Source organism: Streptomyces sp. NPDC039423, assembly GCF_055598725.1.
Map to the genome: position 1 here is coordinate 287,185 of NZ_JBVKAH010000005.1, position 20,074 is coordinate 307,258.

General features: G+C 74.2%; 17 protein-coding genes. 7 read left to right on the forward strand and 10 right to left on the reverse strand.

The window, feature by feature from the left end; all coding sequences use genetic code 11:
* Window positions 1–3 precede the first annotated feature (3 nt).
* The gene (locus tag ACZ7LK_RS18630; RefSeq protein ID WP_471141924.1) at window positions 4–681 is read right to left on the reverse strand and encodes an ABC transporter ATP-binding protein; all 678 of its coding nucleotides are present in this window, start codon (window positions 679–681) and stop codon (window positions 4–6) included.
* Window positions 678–1,742, reverse strand: a complete 1,065-nt coding sequence (locus tag ACZ7LK_RS18635) for an FtsX-like permease family protein (protein ID WP_469461474.1) — start codon at window positions 1,740–1,742, stop codon at window positions 678–680. The genes ACZ7LK_RS18630 and ACZ7LK_RS18635 overlap by 4 nt, the downstream gene beginning before the upstream one ends.
* A gap of 111 nt (window positions 1,743–1,853) precedes the next feature.
* On the opposite strand from ACZ7LK_RS18635, the gene ACZ7LK_RS18640 reads away from it, so the two are divergent.
* Window positions 1,854–3,032: a sensor histidine kinase gene (locus ACZ7LK_RS18640; RefSeq protein WP_392274121.1), complete on the forward strand. Its 1,179-nt coding sequence runs from the start codon at window positions 1,854–1,856 to the stop codon at window positions 3,030–3,032.
* A complete protein-coding gene (locus ACZ7LK_RS18645) occupies window positions 3,029–3,649 on the forward strand; it encodes a response regulator (protein WP_471141927.1) in 621 nt (206 codons plus the stop codon). The genes ACZ7LK_RS18640 and ACZ7LK_RS18645 overlap by 4 nt, the downstream gene beginning before the upstream one ends.
* Window positions 3,650–3,886: 237 nt before the next feature.
* Here the strand turns inward: ACZ7LK_RS18645 and ACZ7LK_RS18650 are convergent, their stop codons facing one another.
* Together ACZ7LK_RS18650 and ACZ7LK_RS18655 are read right to left on the reverse strand one after the other, a co-directional pair.
* Window positions 3,887–4,198 carry a DUF5955 family protein gene (locus ACZ7LK_RS18650; RefSeq protein ID WP_392274123.1) on the reverse strand — a complete coding sequence of 104 codons (312 nt, stop codon included), beginning with the start codon at window positions 4,196–4,198 and terminating at the stop codon, window positions 3,887–3,889.
* Between the two features lie 92 nt (window positions 4,199–4,290).
* Complete coding sequence (locus tag ACZ7LK_RS18655; RefSeq protein ID WP_471141930.1) at window positions 4,291–6,267, reverse strand: serine/threonine-protein kinase; 1,977 nt, start codon at window positions 6,265–6,267, stop codon at window positions 4,291–4,293.
* Between the two features lie 153 nt (window positions 6,268–6,420).
* Between ACZ7LK_RS18655 and ACZ7LK_RS18660 the strand changes: the two genes are divergently transcribed.
* The gene (locus ACZ7LK_RS18660) at window positions 6,421–7,047 is read left to right on the forward strand and encodes a nucleotidyltransferase family protein (RefSeq protein ID WP_471141933.1); all 627 of its coding nucleotides are present in this window, start codon (window positions 6,421–6,423) and stop codon (window positions 7,045–7,047) included.
* 229 nt (window positions 7,048–7,276) lie between these two features.
* The gene (aceB, locus tag ACZ7LK_RS18665) at window positions 7,277–8,899 is read left to right on the forward strand and encodes a malate synthase A (RefSeq protein WP_469461465.1); all 1,623 of its coding nucleotides are present in this window, start codon (window positions 7,277–7,279) and stop codon (window positions 8,897–8,899) included.
* 69 nt (window positions 8,900–8,968) lie between these two features.
* On the opposite strand, the gene ACZ7LK_RS18670 is transcribed toward aceB, so the two are convergent.
* Window positions 8,969–9,931, reverse strand: a complete 963-nt coding sequence (locus ACZ7LK_RS18670) for a fibronectin type III domain-containing protein (RefSeq protein WP_469461462.1) — start codon at window positions 9,929–9,931, stop codon at window positions 8,969–8,971.
* Window positions 9,932–9,997: 66 nt separating this feature from the next.
* On the reverse strand, window positions 9,998–12,190 hold the full coding sequence (locus ACZ7LK_RS18675; RefSeq protein ID WP_469461460.1) for a hypothetical protein: 2,193 nt from the start codon (window positions 12,188–12,190) through the stop codon (window positions 9,998–10,000).
* Window positions 12,191–12,347: 157 nt separating this feature from the next.
* Between ACZ7LK_RS18675 and ACZ7LK_RS18680 the strand changes: the two genes are divergently transcribed.
* From ACZ7LK_RS18680 to ACZ7LK_RS18690, 3 genes are all read left to right on the forward strand, one after another.
* On the forward strand, window positions 12,348–13,100 hold the full coding sequence (locus ACZ7LK_RS18680; RefSeq protein ID WP_471141937.1) for a hypothetical protein: 753 nt from the start codon (window positions 12,348–12,350) through the stop codon (window positions 13,098–13,100).
* 66 nt (window positions 13,101–13,166) lie between these two features.
* Window positions 13,167–13,745 (forward strand): TIGR03086 family metal-binding protein, encoded by a 579-nt coding sequence (locus tag ACZ7LK_RS18685; protein WP_471141939.1) that lies wholly within the window; start codon window positions 13,167–13,169, stop codon window positions 13,743–13,745.
* A gap of 52 nt (window positions 13,746–13,797) precedes the next feature.
* Window positions 13,798–14,385: a 3'-5' exonuclease gene (locus tag ACZ7LK_RS18690; RefSeq protein ID WP_471141941.1), complete on the forward strand. Its 588-nt coding sequence runs from the start codon at window positions 13,798–13,800 to the stop codon at window positions 14,383–14,385.
* A gap of 65 nt (window positions 14,386–14,450) precedes the next feature.
* Here the strand turns inward: ACZ7LK_RS18690 and ACZ7LK_RS18695 are convergent, their stop codons facing one another.
* From ACZ7LK_RS18695 to pucL, 4 genes are all read right to left on the reverse strand, one after another.
* A complete protein-coding gene (locus tag ACZ7LK_RS18695; RefSeq protein ID WP_469461453.1) occupies window positions 14,451–15,926 on the reverse strand; it encodes a nucleobase:cation symporter-2 family protein in 1,476 nt (491 codons plus the stop codon).
* Between the two features lie 274 nt (window positions 15,927–16,200).
* The gene (locus ACZ7LK_RS18700) at window positions 16,201–17,601 is read right to left on the reverse strand and encodes an 8-oxoguanine deaminase (protein WP_392274133.1); all 1,401 of its coding nucleotides are present in this window, start codon (window positions 17,599–17,601) and stop codon (window positions 16,201–16,203) included.
* Window positions 17,602–17,676: 75 nt separating this feature from the next.
* Complete coding sequence (locus ACZ7LK_RS18705) at window positions 17,677–19,077, reverse strand: nucleobase:cation symporter-2 family protein (RefSeq protein ID WP_392274134.1); 1,401 nt, start codon at window positions 19,075–19,077, stop codon at window positions 17,677–17,679.
* 70 nt (window positions 19,078–19,147) lie between these two features.
* Window positions 19,148–20,071 (reverse strand): factor-independent urate hydroxylase, encoded by a 924-nt coding sequence (gene pucL / locus ACZ7LK_RS18710; RefSeq protein WP_392274135.1) that lies wholly within the window; start codon window positions 20,069–20,071, stop codon window positions 19,148–19,150.
* Window positions 20,072–20,074 lie beyond the last annotated feature (3 nt).

Consider the following 20,074-nt stretch of genomic DNA (forward strand, 5'->3'; position numbering starts at 1 on the left):
GGGTCAGGGTGCCGGGCGGGGGGCCGAGAGCTTGCCGTCCTGGACGGTGACCGTGCGGTCCGCCCGGTCCGGATGGGCGCGGTCGTGGGTGACCAGCACCGTGGCCGTGCCGCGCTCCCTGGTCAGCACCGCCAGCAGGTCGAGGACCGCCGCCCCGCGCTCGTGGTCCAGCGCGCTGGTCGGCTCGTCGACCAGCAGCACGGCCGGGTCGTTCATCAGCGCCCGCGCGATGTTGACGCGCTGGCGCTGACCGCCGGAGAGCTGGTGCGGGCGCCGCCCGGCGAGGTCCGCCAGGCCGACCGCGTCGAGCAGGTCCATGACCCGCCCTCCGGCCGGCCGGCGGCCCGACAGGTGCGCCATCACCCCGAGCTGCTCGGCGGCCGTCAGCGACGGCAACAGGTTCGGCTGCTGGAAGACGATCCCGATCCGCTCGCGCCGCAGCGCCGCCCGCCCCGCCGCGTCCAGCGCGCCGGTGTCCGTACCGGCCACCACGACCCGTCCCCGCTCGGGCGTCACCAGGGTCGCCGCCACGGCGAGCAGGCTGGACTTGCCGGAGCCGGAAGGGCCGACGACCGCCGTGAGAGTGCCCGGCGGGACCGTCAGGGAGACGGCGTCCAGCGCGGTCAGCCGCCCGTCACCGTCCGGGTAGGTCAGGGTGACGTCGTCGAGGTGCAGGCTCATCGGACGCTCCCGAGCGCGGTGAGGGGGTCGACGGCGGTGATCCGCCGGATGGACAGGGCCGCGCCGAGCATCCCCAGCACGACCATCACGGCGGCCGGGACCAGCACGGTCGGCGGTTCGAGGACGAACGGCACGTCACCACCGCCCACCAGCGCGCCGACACCGACCGCGAGACCGCTGCCGAGCAGGATCCCGCCGCCCAGCATCAGCGCCGCCTGCCCCAGCGCGTCCCCGAGCAGGTAGGGCGTCGAGGCGCCGAGCGCCTTGAGCACCGCCACGTCGGCGCTCCGCTGGATCGTCCACACCGTGAAGAAGGCCCCGATGACCAGCGCCGAGATCACGAAGAGGAAGCCCCGCATCAGTTGCAGGCTGCCGTTCTCGGCCCGGTAGGACCCGATCGCCGTGAGGGCCCCGTCGACGGTCGTGCTCCGCGTCCCGGCGGCCCGGTCCCCCGCCGCCGCGTCGATGCCCTCGCCCCGCAGCACGACGACCGTCGCCCCGGTGTGCCCGAGCGCGCGCCAGTCGGCCAGCGACGTCCACACCACCGGGGTGTGGCTGTACGAGGCGTCGCCGGCGACCGCGGCAACCGTGACCTCCAGCCGGCCCAGCCGCAGCCGGTCGCCGGCCCGGACGCCCAGGTCATCGGCGGCCGGGCCGGCGAGCACCACCTTCCCGGGGCGCAGTTCCGCGCTGCGCGGGCCGATCCCGGCGCCCGGCTCGGCGGCGAACACCGAGAGCGCCGCCGTACGGTCGCCGGCCACCGCGTCGAGCGTGCCGATGCCGAGCGGCCGGGCGGCGGTCACGCCCGGTTGCCGCGCCCAGGTCCGCCACGCCTCCTCGGGCAGCACCGAGTCGGTGAACGACACCGGCCGGCCGGGCGGCGGGGCGGCGAAGGCCAGCCGGTCGGCGGGCAGACCGGTGACCGCGGAGACGTTCTCCCGCGCCAGCCCGGCCGTCAGCCCCGACAGTAGTCCCACCAGCAGGGTGATCAGCACGATCACCGTGCCCATCAGCGCGAACCGCCCTCGGGCGAACCGCAGGTCTCTCCATGCGACGAACATGCGGCCAGCCTGCCGAGGGGCGGCCCGCCGGGGCATCGCACGCCGGATGGGCCCGTCATCCAACTTTCGGTTGAGTCCCCGGACGCCGGGCCCGCCTACGCTGGACGCGACATGGATCCACGCTCGCTCACCCCCGCCCTGCGCGTCCTGCGCGTCTGCCTGCACCTGCTGGTGGCCGGACTGCTGGTGCTGGCCGCGCTGCGCTCCCCCAGCCCGGCCGCCGTCGCCGCGGCGGTCGCGACGGGCGGGGTGTACGCGGCCGGGTCGGCCCTCCGGGCGGTGCGGGAGTCCCGGACCGCCGCCGCGGTCTGGCTGGGCGCCCTGTCCGCCTCCTGGCTGGTCCTGCTGGCCCTGACGCCCGACGGACTGTGGCTCGCCTTCCCGCTGTACTTCCTGCTCCTGCACCTGCTGCCCGCCCGCTGGGCCCTGCCGGCCGTCGCGGCCACGGCGGCCGCCGCGATCATGTCGTACGTACGCCATGGCGCACCGCTGAACCCCGGCGCCGTCATCGGCCCGCTGCTGGGCGCGGCCGTCGCCGTGGCGACCGTCCTGGGCTACCAGGCGCTGTACCGGGAGAGCGAGCGGCACCGGAGGCTGGCCGAGGAGCTGACCTCGACGCGGGCGGAGCTGGCCGCCGCGGAGCGGCACGCGGGGACGCTGGCCGAGCGGGAGCGGCTGGCCCGGGAGATCCACGACACGCTCGCGCAGGGCCTGTCGTCCATCCAGTTGCTGCTGCGGGCCGCCGGGCGGGCCCTGCCGGACGGCTCCCCGGTGGCGGCCGGCCACATCGAGCGGGCCCGGTGGACCGCCCAGGACAACCTCGCGGAGGCGCGGCGGTTCGTCCGGGCGCTGGCGCCGGCCGACCTGGAGCGCGGTTCGCTGGCGGCGGCGCTGGAGCGGCTGTGCGACACCGGTGGGCCAGGCCCGAGGGCACGGTTCTCGGTGAGCGGCACGCCGGTGCCGCTGCCCACCCCGTACGAGGTGGCGCTGCTGCGGATCGCCCAGTCGGCGCTGGCCAACACCGTGCGGCACGCGGAGGCCGCGCGGGTCGAGATCACCCTGACCTTCATGGACGCGTCCGTCAGCCTGGACGTGGTGGACGACGGCAAGGGCTTCGACCCCGGCTCCCCGGCACCCTCGCCGGGCAGCGGCTTCGGGCTCCGGGCGATGCGCTCGCGCGCACGGTCCCTGGGCGGGACGTTCACCGTCGAGTCGTCGCCCGGCCAGGGGACCGCCGTCGCGGCGGCCCTTCCGCTGCGTACGCTCCGGACGGAGGACCAGCCGCTGTGACCATCCGTCTGCTGCTCGCCGACGACCATCCCGTCGTACGGGCCGGGTTGCGCGCCGTCCTGGACACCGAGCCGGACTTCACGGTGGTCGCCGAGGCCGCCACCGCGGAGCGCGCGGTGGAACTCGCGCACGGCGTGGACGTGGTGCTGATGGACCTCCAGTTCGGCTCCGGCATGCACGGCTCGGAGGCGACGGCCGCGATCACCGCCCGCCCGGGAGGACCGCGGGTGCTGGTGCTCACCACGTACGACACGGACGCCGACATCCTGGCGGCCGTGGAGGCGGGCGCGAGCGGCTACCTGCTCAAGGACGCCCCGCCGGAGGAGCTGTCGGCGGCGGTCCGGACGGCCGCGGCCGGCCGGTCGGCGCTCGCCCCGGCGGTGGCGCACCGGCTGATGGACCGGATGCGGACGCCGGCCGAGGCGCTGACCAAACGGGAGCTGGAGGTGCTCCAGCTTGTCGGCGAGGGGCTGTCGAACCAGCAGATCAGCAAGCGGCTGTTCCTCAGTCAGGCGACGGTGAAGTCCCATCTGGTGCACGTGTTCGCGAAGCTGGGCGTGGACTCGCGGACGGCGGCGGTGGCGGCGGCGACGGCCCGCCGTCTGATCCGCCGCTGACCGCCCCTCCTGTCCGGCCCGTACCGCTAGGGAGTGTCCGGAAAGTATCGGCGTCCGCCCGGCGGGCGGGCGGGGGCCGCGGTGTCCGGTGCGTGCGATCGCAAGGCGGAGGGTGGGGGCACCTCCCGCGCCGCCAGGCGCAGGGGGAGAGAGCGCAGCGGGCTGCGCCGACGACCGACAACGCGGCGAGCGGGCGTGCCGGACGCCCCCGGCCAGACGGGAATTTCGACACACGCCCTAGCGGGGCTGTTCGGCGAACAGCTCCACCGCGTGGCGCAGGCCGGTGAGCGCGGCGCCCAGTGCGCTCACCGAGCCGATCGCGCCCGCGATGAGCAGTAACGACCGGCGCAGCCGGCGCACTTCGGGCACGCCGGTGAGGGTCATCGCGGCGAGCGCGGCCAGTTCGTCGTCGGCTATGCCCCGGTCCGCGAAGTCGGCCGGATGGCCGGCGAGTTCGCGGCGGAGGCGGGCGACGGCGGCGCGCAGCTCCGTCACCCTGGGGTCCTCGCCGCCGTCGGCCGCGTGCCTTCGTCCGATGCTTCGCAACAAAAGCTCTCCCGCCCCTCACCCGCACTACGTTGTGCGCCCGCCCCTGTACTTAACGCCATCACGGGCGGGGAGCGCCACTCCTCCGACGAAAGTCAGGAGGTGCCTTCCGGGGCGATCGCGCCCCGCCATACGGTCACGTCGAGCGTGACGTAGTGACTGGGGTCGGACTCCGGCGACTTGCCCTGGTACGTGACGAGGCCGACGTGGCCTCCGTTCGTCAGGACGCAGAGCTGGGACCCCTTGGACAGGGAGTCGAGGTCGACCCGGTCGGCGTACCGGGTCTCGGTGCGGCAGGTCTCCAGGTCGCCCTTCTGACCCGCCCGGAGGAGGATGAGGCGGCCGTCCTCGACGTGGATCTTCTCCAGGTTCCAGTTGTAGGCGATGTCCACGTTGGCGTCGTCGGCGAGCGGCTTGACGGGATCGTCCGCCAGCGTCAGGTGGTAGCCGTCCGTGAGGTCGATGCCCTGGTAGGTGGCGGGTTCGGGGTTGGCGACCGGCTCCGGGGGCCGCTCGGAGGAGGGCGTGTCGGGCGACGCGGTGGCCTGGTCCTGGCCCTGGTTCTGGTCCTGGGTGCCGTCCGCGGAGCCCTCGGGCGCGGGCGTGGAGCCGCTCGTGGTCCGGCCGCCGCCCTGCGCCCGGCTGCCGCCCTTGTCGTCGTCGCCCGACATCAGGACGTACACCCCGCCGCCGGCGAGGGCGGCCACGAGGAGCGCGGCGGTGAGGCCGAGCAGCAGGTTCCGCCTGGTCTTCCGGCGGGGCTGCGGGGTGGGCACGGAGGCGGTGACCGGGGCCGGTCCGGCGTGCGGGGGCGGGGTCGCGTGCGGGGGCGGGGTCGCGTGCGCCTGCGGGTAGCCGTACCGCGGGGTGGGCGCGGGGACGGGCGCCGGGGTGTGGGCGGCGCTCTGGGTGGGCGGCGGGCCGAAGCCGGGCGGCGGGGTCGACGGAGCCGCGTGGGCGGTCGGGGGGTGGGGCGCCGGGGCGGGCTGCTGCGGGTACGCGGCCGGTGCCTGGGCGGGCGGCGTGTGGCCGGGCGCGTGGGGGTGGGCGGCGGCCTGGCCGTGCGCCTGCGCCGGGAAGGGCGGGGGCGTCGCCGGGGCGGCCGGGGCGGCCGGGGGCTGTGCGGGCGGCGGGGGCGTGGTGGCCGCCGCCGGGGCGGGCGCGGCGGCGCGGGTGGTGATGTCCGCGGCGACGGCGCCGGGCAGCCACTCCTCCGGGCGGCGCAGCGCCGTCTGGTCGCTGGCCGTCTGACACAGGGTCAGGATGTCGGCGACGGAGGGCCGGCCGGCCGGGTCCTTGGTCAGGCAGCGGGTCACCAGCTCCCGCAGCCGGTCGGGGAGCCCGTCGAGCCGCGGCTCCTCGTGGACGATCCGGTACAGCACGCCGTGGGAGGTGCCCTCGCCGAACGCCGGGCTGCCGAGGGCCGCGTACGCGGTGACCTGGCCCAGCGCGAAGATGTCGGTGGCCGCGGTGACCGTGCGGCCGGCCGCCTGCTCGGGGGACATGAAGGACGGGGTGCCGATGGTCACGCCGCTGCCGGTGAGCGAGGTGGCGTCGGCGGCGCGCGCGATGCCGAAGTCGATCACGCGCGGTCCGTCCGCGGCGAGCAGGACGTTGGCGGGCTTGAGGTCGCGGTGCACGATGCCGGCGCCGTGGATGACCTGGAGGGCCTCGGCGATGCCGGCGACGAGCAGCAGCACCGTGTCGACGGGCAGCCCGCCGTGCGCCTGCACGGCGTCGGCGAGGGAGGGGCCGGGGACGTACGCGGTGGCCAGCCAGGGCTGGCGGGCGTCGGTGTCGGAGTCGATGACGGGCGCCGTGTACAGGCCCTGGACGCGCTGCGCGGCCTGGACCTCCTGGGCGAACCGCCGCCGGAACTCGGCGTCTTCGGCGAAGTCGGGACGGATCACCTTGATGGCGACCGGCCGGCCGCCCGGGGTGTACGACAGGTACACCTTGCCCATGCCACCGGCGCCGAGCCGGGCGGCGAGCCGGTAACCGGCCACCGAGCGCGGATCGTCGTCCTCGAGCGGCTGGAAGACCGTTCCCTGGCGTGCCGGACCACCACTCATCAACCCATGTCCCCCGTAACGGACTTCATACTGTCCTTGCTGATCACCGCGGATCACCGTCGGATCGCTTCGATCCCGGACCCGCACCTTATCCAAGGCGGAGCCCCGTCTTCACCCGCGCGCGGGAGTCCGCGCATGCGGTATGCACTCCACATGGGACATACGACGACAGACGCACCACGGATCGCCGGACTCCTCCTGGCGGCGGGCGGCGGGCGGCGGCTCGGCGGCCGCCCGAAGGCGCTGCTGGAGCACCGGGGCCGCCCGCTGGTCGAGCACGCGGTGGGCGTGCTGCGGGCGGGCGGCTGCGCGGTGGTGCACGTGGTGCTGGGCGCCGCCGCCGGGGCCGTCCGCGAGCGGGCCGCGCTGGAGGGGTGCGTCCTGGTGGACAACCCGGACTGGGAGGAGGGCATGGGGTCGTCGCTGCGCGCGGGCCTGGCGTCCCTCGCCCCGGCGGGCGGCGCGGGCGAGAGCGGCGCGGACGCGGTCGTCGTGGCGCTGGTGGACCAGCCCGGGATCGGGCCGGAGGCGGTACGGCGGGTGGCCGCCGCGTACCGCTCGCGCGACGCGCTGGCGGCCGCCGCGTACGACGGGAGGCGCGGCCATCCGGTGCTGATCGGGGCGGACCGCTGGGCGGACGTGGCGCGGAGTACGGAGGGCGACCGGGGGGCACGCGCCTATCTGAGGGAGCACGAAGGGGCGATCGTCCTCGTCGAGTGCGGGGACGTGGCCGAGGCGTACGACATCGACCGGCCGGAGGACCTGGCGCACCTGGAGTGAACGGCGTGGCACCGAGCGCCATGTTCTGTCGACCCGGAGAATCTCGACATCAACAAACCATTGAACTTCCACCATGAGGAAACTAGTATCCACTGTTCAGAAGCACCCGATCGTCAGAAGGCGCCCGTGACCGTATCTCGGCTCCCGCGGCACTCAGTGCCGCGCGCGTACGCCCGGCGGCCGCTGCACGGCGCCGTGCCACAGTCCCCGCTGAAGGAAGTGACAGCTCATGTCCGCACCAGCGCCGTCCCCGCTGGCCATCGTCGAAGCCGAGCCCCTGCCCCGGCAGGACGAGGTCCTCACCGACGCGGCCCTGGCCTTCGTGGCCGAACTGCACCGGCGCTTCACGCCGCGACGTGACGAACTCCTCGCCCGCCGCGCCGAGCGCCGTGCCGAGATCGCCCGCACCAGCACGCTCGACTTCCTCCCGGAGACCGCACAGCTCCGCGAGGACGACGGCTGGAAGGTCGCGCCGGCTCCGGCCGCGCTGAACGACCGCCGCGTGGAGATCACCGGTCCGACCGACCGGAAGATGACCATCAACGCCCTCAACTCGGGCGCCAGGATCTGGCTCGCAGACTTCGAAGACGCGTCCGCCCCCACCTGGGAGAACGTCGTCCTCGGCCAGCTCAACCTGATCGACGCGTACGAGCGGAAGATCGACTTCACCGACCCGCGCACCGGCAAGTCGTACGCCCTCAAGCCCGCCGACCAGCTCGCCACCGTCGTCATGCGCCCGCGCGGCTGGCACCTGGAGGAGCGCCACCTGCGCTTCGACGGCCGCCCGGTCCCCGGCGCCCTGGTCGACTTCGGCCTGTACTTCTTCCACAACGCGCGGCGCCTCATCGACCTCGGCAAGGGCCCGTACTTCTACCTCCCGAAGACGGAGTCGCACCTGGAGGCCCGCCTCTGGAACGACATCTTCGTCTTCGCCCAGGACTACGTCGGCATCCCGCAGGGCACCGTCCGCGCGACCGTCCTGATCGAGACGATCACCGCCGCGTACGAGATGGAGGAGATCCTCTACGAGCTGCGCGACCACGCCTCGGGCCTGAACGCCGGCCGCTGGGACTACCTCTTCTCCATCGTCAAGAACTTCCGCGACGGCGGCCGCAAGTTCGTCCTCCCGGACCGCAACGCGGTCACGATGACGGCGCCGTTCATGCGCGCGTACACCGAACTGCTGGTGCGCACCTGCCACAAGCGCGGCGCCCACGCGATCGGCGGCATGGCGGCCTTCATCCCGTCTCGCAAGGACGCCGAGGTCAACAAGGTCGCCTTCGAGAAGGTCAAGGCGGACAAGGACCGCGAGGCGAACGACGGCTTCGACGGCTCCTGGGTCGCCCATCCCGACCTGGTCCCGATCGCGATGGCCTCCTTCGACGCCGTGCTGGGCGACAAGCCGAACCAGAAGGACCGCCTCCGCGAGGACGTCTCGGTGGCCCCCGGCGACCTGATCGCCATCGACTCGCTCGACGCCGAGCCGACGTACGAGGGTCTCCGCAACGCCGTCCAGGTCGGCATCCGCTACATCGAGGCCTGGCTGCGCGGCCTCGGCGCCGTCGCCATCTTCAACCTGATGGAGGACGCGGCCACCGCCGAGATCTCCCGCTCGCAGATCTGGCAGTGGATCAACGCCGGTGTCGTCTTCGAGAACGGCGAGCGGGCCACCCCGGAGCTGGCCCGCGAGGTCGCGGCCCGTGAACTGGCCGCCATCCGCGCCGAGATCGGCGAGGAGGCCTTCGCCGCCGGCCGGTGGCAGCAGGCCCACGACCTGCTCCTGAAGGTCTCGCTGGACGCCGACTACGCGGACTTCCTCACCCTCCCCGCGTACGAGCAGCTCGTCGGCTGACCCGCCCCGCACCCTCCCCGCGGACCACCCCCGCCCCCGGCGTCGCACTGCGCCGGGGGCGGGGGCGTCTCAGCGGGTCACCACGGTGCGCTGGGCGGAGAAGTCGCCCCAGGTGCCGTCCGGGAGCCTGGCGCGGAGCTTGACGGTGTAGCGGGTGCCGGGGCGGTCGGTGACGGTGAAGGTGTAGTGCACCGGGCCGGGAGGTGGCTGGGCACCCCAGACGATGGTGGTGGCGAGGGCGCCGTCGAGGAAAAGCTGGTGCTCCTTCACGGGGGCGCCGGTGGCGGGCGGGGTCCAGGACAGGGCTACGCCGCCCGGGCGGGCCGTGGCGGTCAGGCCGGTGGGGGCGGTGCTGGGGCCGGAGCCGGCGGCCGGGGCGGTGGTGAGGTCCACGGAGGGGCTGTCGGGCGAGGAGTTGTCCGCCGCGTCCCGGGCGCGGACCGTGAAGGTGTAGACCGTGCCCGGCCGGAGGTGGGTGACCCGGGCGGTGGTGGCCCTGCCCGGGACGCTGTGGACGCGGGAGTCGGCCTGGTAGACGTCGTAGGCGGTGACGCCCGCCGCGTCGGCGGCCCGCCCCCAGGTGAGGGTGACCGCCCCGGTGCCCTCCACCATGCCGCGGAGGGCCGGCGGGCGGGTGGGCGGGGTGCGGTCGTCCGGCACGGACGGGGGTGTGGTGACGGACACGGCGGCGCTGGGCGCGGACAGGTTGCCGGCGGCGTCCCTGGCGCGGACCGTGAAGCGGTACGCGGTCGAGGGGGCGAGCCGCTCGACGTCGACCATGTTCCGGGCGGCCGGCACCGACGCGACCCGCCGCCCGTCGTGGAGCACCTCGTACCCGGTGACCGCCGTGTCGTCCGTCGAGCGCTCCCACATGACGTGCGCGGACGTGGCGCTGCCGGCCTGGGCGGTCACCCCGGTGGGGGTCGTGGGGCGCGCGGTGTCCTTGGCCCGGTCCGCGTCCGGGCCGCCGCACGCGGTGAGCAGGAGGGCGGCGGTCACGCTCAACGCGGCGGCGGTCGGGGGACGGTGCACGATCGGCCTCCACACGGACGGCTGGGAATTGGTCCAGACCTGTATGGCACACCGGGAGGGGACGCTTCAAGAGTGGGGACGATCCCGGCTGGTGCGGTTCCGGCGGAGGCGGTTTCCGGAGGATCCCCGCGGGGCCGTCCGTGCGGCCCCTTTCGCCGCGGCCCGCGCGGCCCGTGAGGCGAGGGCCGCCGTCCCCGGGTCCGGGTGGTGGCCGGCGAGGGACTGGAGGACCCGCAGGGCGGTGGCACGGTCGGTCCCGGTCAGGGCCCGGACCAGAGCGGGCGCGCCGCCGGGCCAGGCCGAGGAGGCGGCGTCGAAGGCGCCGGGGAGCGCCGGGACGCCCGCGTCCCCGTGCTCGGCGGTCGTGCGCCGGTCCCGGGCCCGGAGCTCCTCCAGCGTCTCCAGGGTGAGGACCGCGCGGGCGCTCTCGGGGACCCGGTCGGCGTCGGCGGGGGTGGCCTCGCCCCGGGTCGTCAGCAGCCGGTGGGCGTGGGCGCCGACGGCCGGGTGGGTGAGGGCGGCCCGCAGGGCCTCGGCCGGTACGGAGGCCAGGTCGAGACGGGCGAGGAGCGCGGCGGTGTCGAGCCCCTGGAAGTCGGCGGCCTTGGCCGCGCCCGCGGCGTCGAGGAGCTCGCTCCAGGCGGCGACGCCCCGGCCGGCCGTCCACCGGGTCAGGGTGCCGGCGGCGGTGTCGGCGGGCCAGCTCTGGACGGCGGTGACGACCTCGGCGGCCTCCCACTCGGAGACCTCCTCGTCCCCGGGGGCCGCGACATGACCGGCGGTCAGGACGTGGCGGAGCACGGCACGGCCGAGCGGGGTGAGGCCGTACGCGTCGCCCGCGCGGAAGACGCAGCCCGTCGCGGCCAGCCGGTCGACGACCTCCGCCAGGGCGTGGGCGTGCGTCTCCAGTCCGGCCCGGTCCTCCTCGGTGAGGGAGGGCATGCCCAGGAGGGCGGGGAGCCGGTCCGGGGACGGCATGGCGTACGGCCGGTACGAGGTGTCCTCCGGTAGCGGTACGGGCGCGTCCTCCAGGTCCGGGTCGACCGGCAGGCCTCCGCTCTCGGCCGCCTTGCGGACGACGGAGTCGGCCGTGCCGCCCCGCTCGTACAGCGCGTAGAGCAGGTGGGCGGCGTCCTGCGCGTACTCCGATGCGGAGGTGGAGCCGATGCTGTCGACGACCGCCGCCAGGACGTCCGCGGCGAGTTCGGTGAGTTCGGCCGGCGTCCCGTCGGCCCAGACGGCGGCCGCCGGGCCGGGGAAGCAGCGTTCGGCCAGTTCGGGCGGGACGTCCGCGGAGCCCGCGGCGAGGGCGGCGGGGAGCGGGGCGGCGTGCAGCAGTTCCTTGATCGCCTCGGGGGCGGGCAGTGCGGGCGGCGGGGGGAGGGGACGTGCGGCGTCGCCGTAGTAGTCCAGGTGTTCGCCGAGCAGCCGGTCCGCGAGGGCGAAGTGCGGGATCGACTCCGGTCCGGGCGCGAGGGAGGCGTGCGGGCCGTCCGGCTCGGCGAGCGCGGCGGCCAGGCCGGCGGCCGTCCAGCGGTCGACGAGCTCGTCGGCGAGCCGCTCCAGCCCGGCGGGCACGTCCTCGTCCGGGCGGCCGGCGGGCCGTGGCGGGACGGGCAGCAGGGGGCCGGCCGGCGAGGGGGCCTCGGCGTCCCGGGCGGAGGCGGCCAGCAGCAGCTCGTCCAGCCGCGCCCGGACGGCGAAGGTGCGGGCGGCGACGTCGGAGCGGTGCAGCGGCGCCGGGAGGGCGGGGCGCTCGGCGCGCGGGGTGTTCTCGTGGGCGGCGAGCCAGGCCCGTACGGCGCCGGGGTCGTCGGCGTCGACGCCGTCGGAGCGCAGCAGGGAGGCGTACCAGCGCGGCCAGGTCAGGTTCCACGGGTCGGCCATGGCCCGGCGGTGTTCCGGCACCGCCTCGTCGAGCGCGGCGAGCAGCCGGGCGTGCCGCTTGGCGTTCAGGCGGCCGGACGCCCGCGCGAGGTCGGCGAGCGCGGCGACGACCTCGGGCACGGCGTCGGCCTCCGGCGGGGAGCCCCACAGCAGTACCGGCAGGTCCTCGTGGAGCACCGGGCCCAGCAGCCGCGCGGTCGGCTCGGGCACCCCGGTCCGGCGGTCGGCCCCGTGCAGGGCGAACAGGGTCAGGACGGCGTCCGCGGTACGCACGGGGAGGGGGGCCTTCCCGCGGGCCTCGCGTTCCTTGCCGGCCCAGGCCAGGAAGGTGTCGAGTCCGGTGTTGGGGGCGGGGGTACGGATCACGGTCACTCGGGGAGCGTATGGGCCGCGCCCGGGGTGCGCGGGGGTCGGCGCGGCTCGCGCCCGGGCGGGTAGCCCGATCAGGGGACGCCGGGGCGGGGCGCCGTTGTCAGTGGGGTGCGCTTCACTGGTTCCATCACTCTCCGTGACGAGTGCTGGGGGGATCATGACGGAGCGTTTGACGTACCTGACGCCGACCGGGCTGCGGCAGCGCGGGTGGACCGACGCGATGGTGCGGCAGTTGCTGGGTGAGCCGGACGTGCAGGGGCGGGACCCGCGGCGGTGGTCAGTGGCGCCGGTCCGGCTGTACCTGCTGGCCAGGGTGGAGGCGGTGGAGCGGACACCGGAGTTCGCGGCGTGCTCCGCCTCGGCGGGGCGCAGCCCGGCGGCCGTGCGGGCCGGGGCGGAGCGGCGGCGGGCGGCCGTGCTGGCGGCGATCCGGGCGGAGCCGATCCGGGTGCCGCTGCTGCCGGAGGCGGAGCTGGAGCGTCGCGCGGTCCGGCACCGGCGGTCGACGGGCGCCGGTGCGGGCGGGGGCTCGGGTGCCGGTGCGGGCGGGGGCGGCGGGCCGGGGAGCGCGGGTGCGGGCGCGGGAGGTCCGGGGGCCGGCCGCCCGGTGGGGGCCGGCCGCCCGGGGGCGGAGGCACCGGGCCAGGAGGCGCCGGGCCCGGGGGCGCCGAGCCCGGGGGCGCCGAGGGCGGGGGCGCCGGGCCCGGAGGCGCCGAGGGCGGGGGCGCTGGTGCGGTGGCAGGTGGACTACCTGCGGTACACCCTGCGCCGGTACGACGCGCTGCTGGACGGGCTGTACGGGGCGACCGGGCGGGCGGAGGCCGAGCGGCTGCTGCGCGAGCGGGTGTACGGGGCGATCGCGCGGGCGTACCCGCGGCTGGCCGACGAGTGCGCGCGGCGGCGGAAGTGAGGGGGCACGATGAGTTTCCGGGCCGCCGGCGGTCTGCCCCCCATGGACGTACACACGGAGGAGCGCATGCTCGATCTGGGACCCGCGACCCGCGGTGTGGCCCGGCTGCTGGACGGGATCGGTGACGACCGGCTCGGCGACCGGACGCCCTGCCCCGAGTACGCGGTACGGGACCTGCTGGCCCACCTGCTGGGACTGGCGGTCGCGTTCCGGGACGCCGGGCGGAAGGACCTCGGGCCCACCACGGACACGGACCCGCGGGCGGGGCTGCCGCCGCTCGCCGAGGACTGGCGGGCCGCGCTCCCCCGCCGGCTGGACGAGCTCGCGGCCGCCTGGCGGGACCCGGCGGCGTGGCAGGGCACCACCCGGGCCGGGGGTGTCACCCTGCCGGGCGAGGTGGCCGGGCTGGTCGCGCTGAACGAGGTGCTGCTGCACGGGTGGGACCTGGCGCGGGCGACCGGCCAGGAGTACGCGCCGGACGAGACCTCCCTGGCGGCGTCGTACGCCCTGCTGGCCCCCACCGCCGACGACCCGGAGCAGCGGGGCCCGTTCGGCCCGCCCGTACCGGTACCCGAGGGTGCGCCGCTGCTCGACCGCGTGGTCGGCCTCGCGGGCCGCCGCCCCGACTGGCGGCCGGGGGCGTGACGGGGGAAAAGCCGGGTGACCCGGACGGCCCGGTGTGTCATGCTCGCGGCCCATGACGCGCCGTGTTCGCCCCAGCCTGTACATCTCCGTCGACGTCGAGGCGGACGGGCCCATTCCCGGGCCGTACTCGATGCTCAGCGTCGGCGCGGCGGTGGCCGGGCGCCAGGACGCGGACGGGTACACGGCGGCAGACCCGGAGGCCGACACGTTCTATCGCGAACTGCGGCCGGTGGGCGAGGCGTTCGTCCCGGAGGCGCTCGCGGTGAGCGGGCTCGACCGGGACCGGCTGGCGGTGGAGGGCAGCGAGCCCGCCGTGGTGATGGGCGAGCTGTCCGCCTGGGTCCGTGAGGTGAGCGCGGGCGCCCAGCCGGTGATGTGCGGCTATCCGGCTTCGTACGACTGGACGTTCCTGTACTGGTACCTGATCCGGTACACGGGTGAGAGCCCGTTCGGGCACTCGGGCTGCATGGACATGAAGACGCTGTACGCGACCAAGGCGCGGGTGCCGCTGCGGGCGGTCGCCAAGGGGACGATGCCGCCTGAGCTGCTGTCCCGTCGCCCGCACAGCCACCACGCGCTGGACGACGCGATCGAACAGGCCGAGCTGTTCAGCAATCTGATGGCGTGGCCGGGGGCCTGAAAGGAGAGCGGGCGCGTACGGCACCGGGCGTGCCGCACGCGCCCGCCCCCGGCGGGTCCGGTCCGTCAGTGGGCCGGGGCCGCCTTGGTGGCCCTGGTCCCGGAGATCTCCTCGCCCGGTTCCATGGGGGCGGTGACCTCGTCGGCGTCGCGTCCGCCGTTGCCCAGGTGGTTGAAGACCAGGTTGAGCAGGACGGCGGCGACACAGCCGGTGGAGATGCCGGAGTCCAGGATGATCTTCGCGGTCTCCGGGAAGGCGTGGTAGAACTCCGGCGCCGTGATCGGGATGATGCCGACGGCCAGCGAGACGGCGACGATCAGGACGTTGTTGTCCTTCTCCAGGCCGGCCTTGACCAGGGTCTGGATGCCGCTGGCCGCGACCGACCCGAAGAGCACGACGCCCGCGCCGCCCAGGACCGGGCGGGGCACCACCGAGATCAGCGAGGCGGCGACCGGGGAGAGGCCCATCAGGACCAGGAACCCGCCGCCGCAGGCGACCACGAACCGGCTGCGGATCCTGGTCATGGCGACCAGCCCGATGTTCTGGGCGAAGGCGCTGCACATGAAGCCGTTGAAGAGGGGGCTGAGGGCCGAGCCGAGGGTGTCGGCGCGGAGTCCCGCCGCGATGGTCCTTTCGTCGGCCGGCCGCTCGACGATCTCGCCGAGCGCCAGCATGTCGGCGGTCGACTCGGTCATCGACACCAGCATCACCACGCACATCGAGACGATCGCGGCGAGGGCGAACTGCGGGGCGCCGAAGTGGAACGGCGCCGGGAAGCCGACCACGTCCGCCTCGGTGACCGGGCTGAAGTCGGTGACGCCGAACGGTACGGCGACGAGGGTGCCCAGCACCAGGCCTATGAGGACGGCGATCTGCTTGACGAAGCCCCGGGTGAACCGCCGCAGCACCAGGACCAGGACCAGCGTGATCGCGGCCAGGGTGAGGTAGGTGGTCGAGCCGTAGTCGTCGGCGGCGGGGTTCGGCCCCTGGGCCCATCCGAAGGCGACGGGCAGGAGGGAGACGCCGATCAGGGTGATGACGGTGCCGGTGACGACGGGCGGGAAGAAGCGGACCAGTTTGCTGAAGTAGGGGGCGGCGATGAAGCCCAGCAGACCGGCGACGATGATCGCGCCGAAGATGACCGGCAGGGCGTCGGCCTTGTCGTCAGTGGTGTCGACGATGGCGAGCATGGGGGCGACCCCGGCGAAGGTGACGCCGTTGACGAACGGCAGCCTGGCGCCGATCTTCCAGACGCCGAGGGTCTGGAGGAAGGTGGCGAGCCCCGCGGTGAACAGGCTGGCCCCGGTGAGGAAGGTCAGTTCGGTGCCGGACAGCCCCACGGCCGCGCCGACGATGAGCGGCGGGGCCACGACGCCCGCGTACATGGCGGCCACGTGCTGGAGGCCGCTGGTGAACATCTTGAAGGGCGGGAGCTTCTCGTCGACCGGGTGCTTACGGTCGTCGGGCGCGGCTCCTGCGTCGGCGACGTCGGTGGCGTCGGTGGCATCTGCGTCGTTGCGAAACCTGGGCTTGGCGGCCACGTGGGTTCCTCCGGTCGGTTACACGTGCTCGGGGACGTGGGTTTCATGGAGGTGTTGCAGGTGTTGCGCCCGGGGGGTGTGTCGTCAGGGTGGGGGTGCCGACATCCTTCACCGTTCCGGGGGGCGCGGTACCTCCTTGCGGTACGGCGCCCCCCGGTCCGGCTGCCGCGGGCCCCGCTCGGGTCCGCGGCGACCGGTCGAGGGCCGTCCCCCTCGACCGGACTTCGTGGATCGCCCGGCCGCGGCGTGCGCGGCCGGCGATGTGGCCCGGGGGTCAGCCCTGGGCGGCGATCCGGGCGAGGCGCTGGGCCTCTTCCCGGGTGGTACGGGCGATGGCGTCCTCGTCGACCGTCAGCAGGCGGTTGTCCTCGACGATCTGCTTGCCGTTGACGAACGAGGCCGTGACCGGGGCCGCCGCGCCGAAGACGAGGGCGGTCACCGGGTCGGCGATGGAGGCGTGGGCGAGCGTGTCCAGCTTCCACAGCACCAGGTCGGCGAGCTTGCCCGGCTCCAGGGAGCCGATCTGCCCGGCGCGGCCGAGGACCTGGGCGCCGCCGTAGGTCCCGAGGCGCAGGGCCTGGCGGGCGTTGAGGGCGGCCTCGCGGTGCTCGCGGTTGAGGCGGTTGATCAGCAGGGCGTTGCGCAGCTCGGTGTGGAGCTCACCGGACTCGTTGGAGGCGGTGCCGTCGACGCCCAGGCCGACGGGGACGCCCGCCTTGAGCATGTCGGGGACGCGGGCGATGCCGGCGGCGAGGCGGGCGTTGGACGACGGGCAGTGCGCGACGCCGGTCCTGGTACGGGCGAAGGCCTCGATGTCGGAGTCGTTCATGTGGACGCAGTGCGCCATCCACACGTCCTCGCCGAGCCAGCCGGTCGACTCGAAGTAGTCGGTCGGGCCCATGCCGAACAGTTCCTTGCAGAACTGCTCCTCCTCCACGGTCTCCGAGCCGTGCGTGTGCAGGCGCACCCCGAGGCGGCGGGCCAGTTCGGCGCCCTGCTTGAGCAGTTCGGTGGAGACGGAGAACGGGGAGCAGGGCGCCACGGCGACCTGGGTCATGGCGTCGAAGGAGGCGTCGTGGTGCTTCTTGACGGTCTCCTCGGTGGCGGCGAGGGCGCCGTCGAGGGTCTCGACGGCGAAGTCCGGCGGCAGGCCGCCGTCCTTCTCGCTGCGGTCCATGGAGCCGCGGGCCAGGGTGAAGCGGACACCCATCTCGGACGCGGCCCTGATGATGGCGCCGGACAGGTCGCCGGAGCCCTTCGGGTAGACGTAGTGGTGGTCCATGGCGGTGGTGACACCGCCACGGGCCATCATGGCGAGGGAGCCCTGGGCCGCCGTGTAGCCCATCCGCTCGTCGATGCGCGCCCAGGTCGGGTAGAGGGCGACGAGCCAGTTGAAGAGGTTGTGGTCGGTGGCCAGGCCCCGGGTGATCCACTGGTAGAAGTGGTGGTGCGTGTTGACCAGGCCGGGGGTGACGAGGTGGCCGGTGGCGTCGATGCGCCGTACGACACCGTCCAGGCCCTCGGGGGCCTTGCCCGCTCCGATGGACTCGATCCTGTTGTCCGCGATGACCAGGTGACCCGAGGCGTACTCGGTGTCGTCGGCGTCGACGGTCGCGATCGCGCAGTTCTCGATCACGATGCGCCGGGGGGCGCTCTGGGCTGCCGAAGGTGCCATGGTGCTTCCTTCTTCTTTCGGTGGTGGCTTCGGGTTCCCCTGGACGGAGTCCGTGGGGGAGGGCACGGCAGGACCCTAGGAGGATTTGAGTGCCGGGACCGTGTGACGGCTCCGGGTGCCGAGATGGTGGAAGAACAGGTTGAGCAGGACCGCCACGAGTGCTCCGGCGCTGATGCCGGAGCCGAGCACGGTCTGTGCCCAGGCCGGGAACTCCGCGTAGAAGGTGGGAGCGGCGAGCGGGATGATGCCCGCTCCGAGGGCGACGGCCACCAGGATGATGTTGGAGCTGTCGTCGAGGCCCGCCTCGGAGAGCGTACGGATGCCGCTGACCGCGATCGAGCCGAACAGAACGATACCGGCGCCGCCCAGGACGGGCATCGGGACGAGGGAGACGACCGCTCCGAGCGCCGGGAAGACCCCGAGCACCAGGAGCACGCCGCCGGCGACCGCGACGACGTACCGGCTGCGCACCCGGGTGAGGGAGACGACGCCGACGTTCTGGGCGAAGGCCGAGGTGGGGAAGCCGCCGAAGACGGGGCCGACCAGGGTGGCGATGCCGTCCGTGCGGAGGCCACGGGTGATGGTCCTGCCGTCGGTGCGGCGCTCGCAGATCTCGCCGAGGGCGAGCATGCCGGCGCTGGACTCGGTCATCAGCACCAGCATCACGATGCACAGGGAGAGGATCGCGGCGGGCTGGAACTCGGGGGCGCCGAAGGCGAAGGGCGAGGGCAGCGCGGCGAGGGGCGCCTCCCGCAGGCCGGCGAAGTCGGCCATCCCGAAGGGGATCGCGGCGAGGGTGCCGATGAGGAGGCCCAGCAGCAGGGCGATCTGCTTGACGAAGCCCTTGCCGAAGCGCTGGAAGAGCAGGATCACCACGAGGGTGAAGGCGGCGAGCGCGAGGTACCGCATGGCGCCGAAGTCGGCGGCGTCCTTGTCACCGCCCTGGGCCCAGCTCACCGGCACGGGCATCAGGGTCACCCCGATCAGGGTGATGACGACTCCGGTGACGAGGGGCGGGAAGAAGCGCAGCAGCCGGCCGAAGAAGGGACCGACGGCGAGGCAGAAGACTCCGGCGACCATCACCGCGCCGTAGATGGCGGGCAGTTGCCGGCCGGGCGCGCTGGTCTCGGCGATGGCGAGCATCGGCGCGATGCCGGCGGAGGAGGCCGCGTTGACGAACGGCAGCCGGTTCCCGGCGACGCCGGAGACGCCGAGGGTCTGGAGGAGGGTGGCGAGGCCCGCGATGAGCAGGCTCGCCGCGATCAGCCGGGTCATCCCGGCCGCGTCCAGGCCGACGGCCTGGCCGATGATGAGCGGAGGGGTGACGACGCCCGCGTACATGGCGGCGATGTGCTGGAGTGCGGCGGGGACGAGCCGCGAGAAGGGGAGCTTTTCGTCCACCGGGTGACAGGGGATCTTCTCCGGTGGGGTGGAACACGGGCCTTCTGGTGCCGGCCCCGATGCAGGCTGTGCCATTGCTGGTCCCTCCGGTCCGGTGCCGCCCCGTCCTCCGTGAGGGCGGGCGGGGCGGTCATCGGCCTGGCAATCAGAGGTTGGTCATGTCGACCGGGATCTTGGGCTCCACACCGTCCCGGAGGATGGTGGCCTCGATGAGGCCGTAGGGGCGGTCGGCCGCGAAGTAGACCTCGTTGTCGTTCTTCAGCCCGAACGGTTCGAGGTCGACCAGGAAGTGGTGCTTGTTCGGCAGGGAGAAGCGCACCTCGTCGATCTCCGACCGGTTGTTGATGATGCGCGAGCCCATCTGGTACAGCGTCTGCTGGAGCGACAGGGAGTACGTCTCGGCGAAGGCCTGGAGCATGTGCTTGCGCACCTGCTCGTAGGACTTCTCCCAGTTGGGCATCCGCTGCTCGTCGTCGGTCCAGTTGAACCGCCAGCGGCCGGAGACCTGGGTGGCCAGGATGCGGTCGTACGCCTCCTGGAGGGTGGTGTACTTGTCCTTCACGTACCCCCAGAACTCGGAGTTCGTGGAGTTCATGACGACCAGGTCCTTCAGGCCGGATATGACCTGCCAGGCCTCACCGTCGTAGGTGATCTCCGTGACGCGGGTCTCCTGGCCCTTGCGGACGAAGGAGTGCTTGACCTCGTCGGCGCCGATGAACTTGGAGTTGGCGTCGGAGGTCTCGATGCGCTCCCAGGCGTACTCCTCGATGCGGATGCGCGCCCGGTGGATCGGCTCCTGCGAGGTCACGAAGTGACGGGCGAGGTGGATGCCGAACTGCTCGGCGGACTCGATGCCGTACTCCTTGGCGAACGCGTACACCGTGTTCTTGGTGGTGTCGGTCGGCAGGACGTTGGCGTTCGAGCCGGAGTAGTGGACGTCGTCCATGTCGCCGGAGAGGGCGACCGAGACGTTCAGGTCCTTGATGTGGTGGGTGTCGCCGTCCCGCGTGATCTTGACGACGCGGTTCTCTGCTTTGCCGTACTGGTTCTGGCCGAGAATCGTGGGCATGTG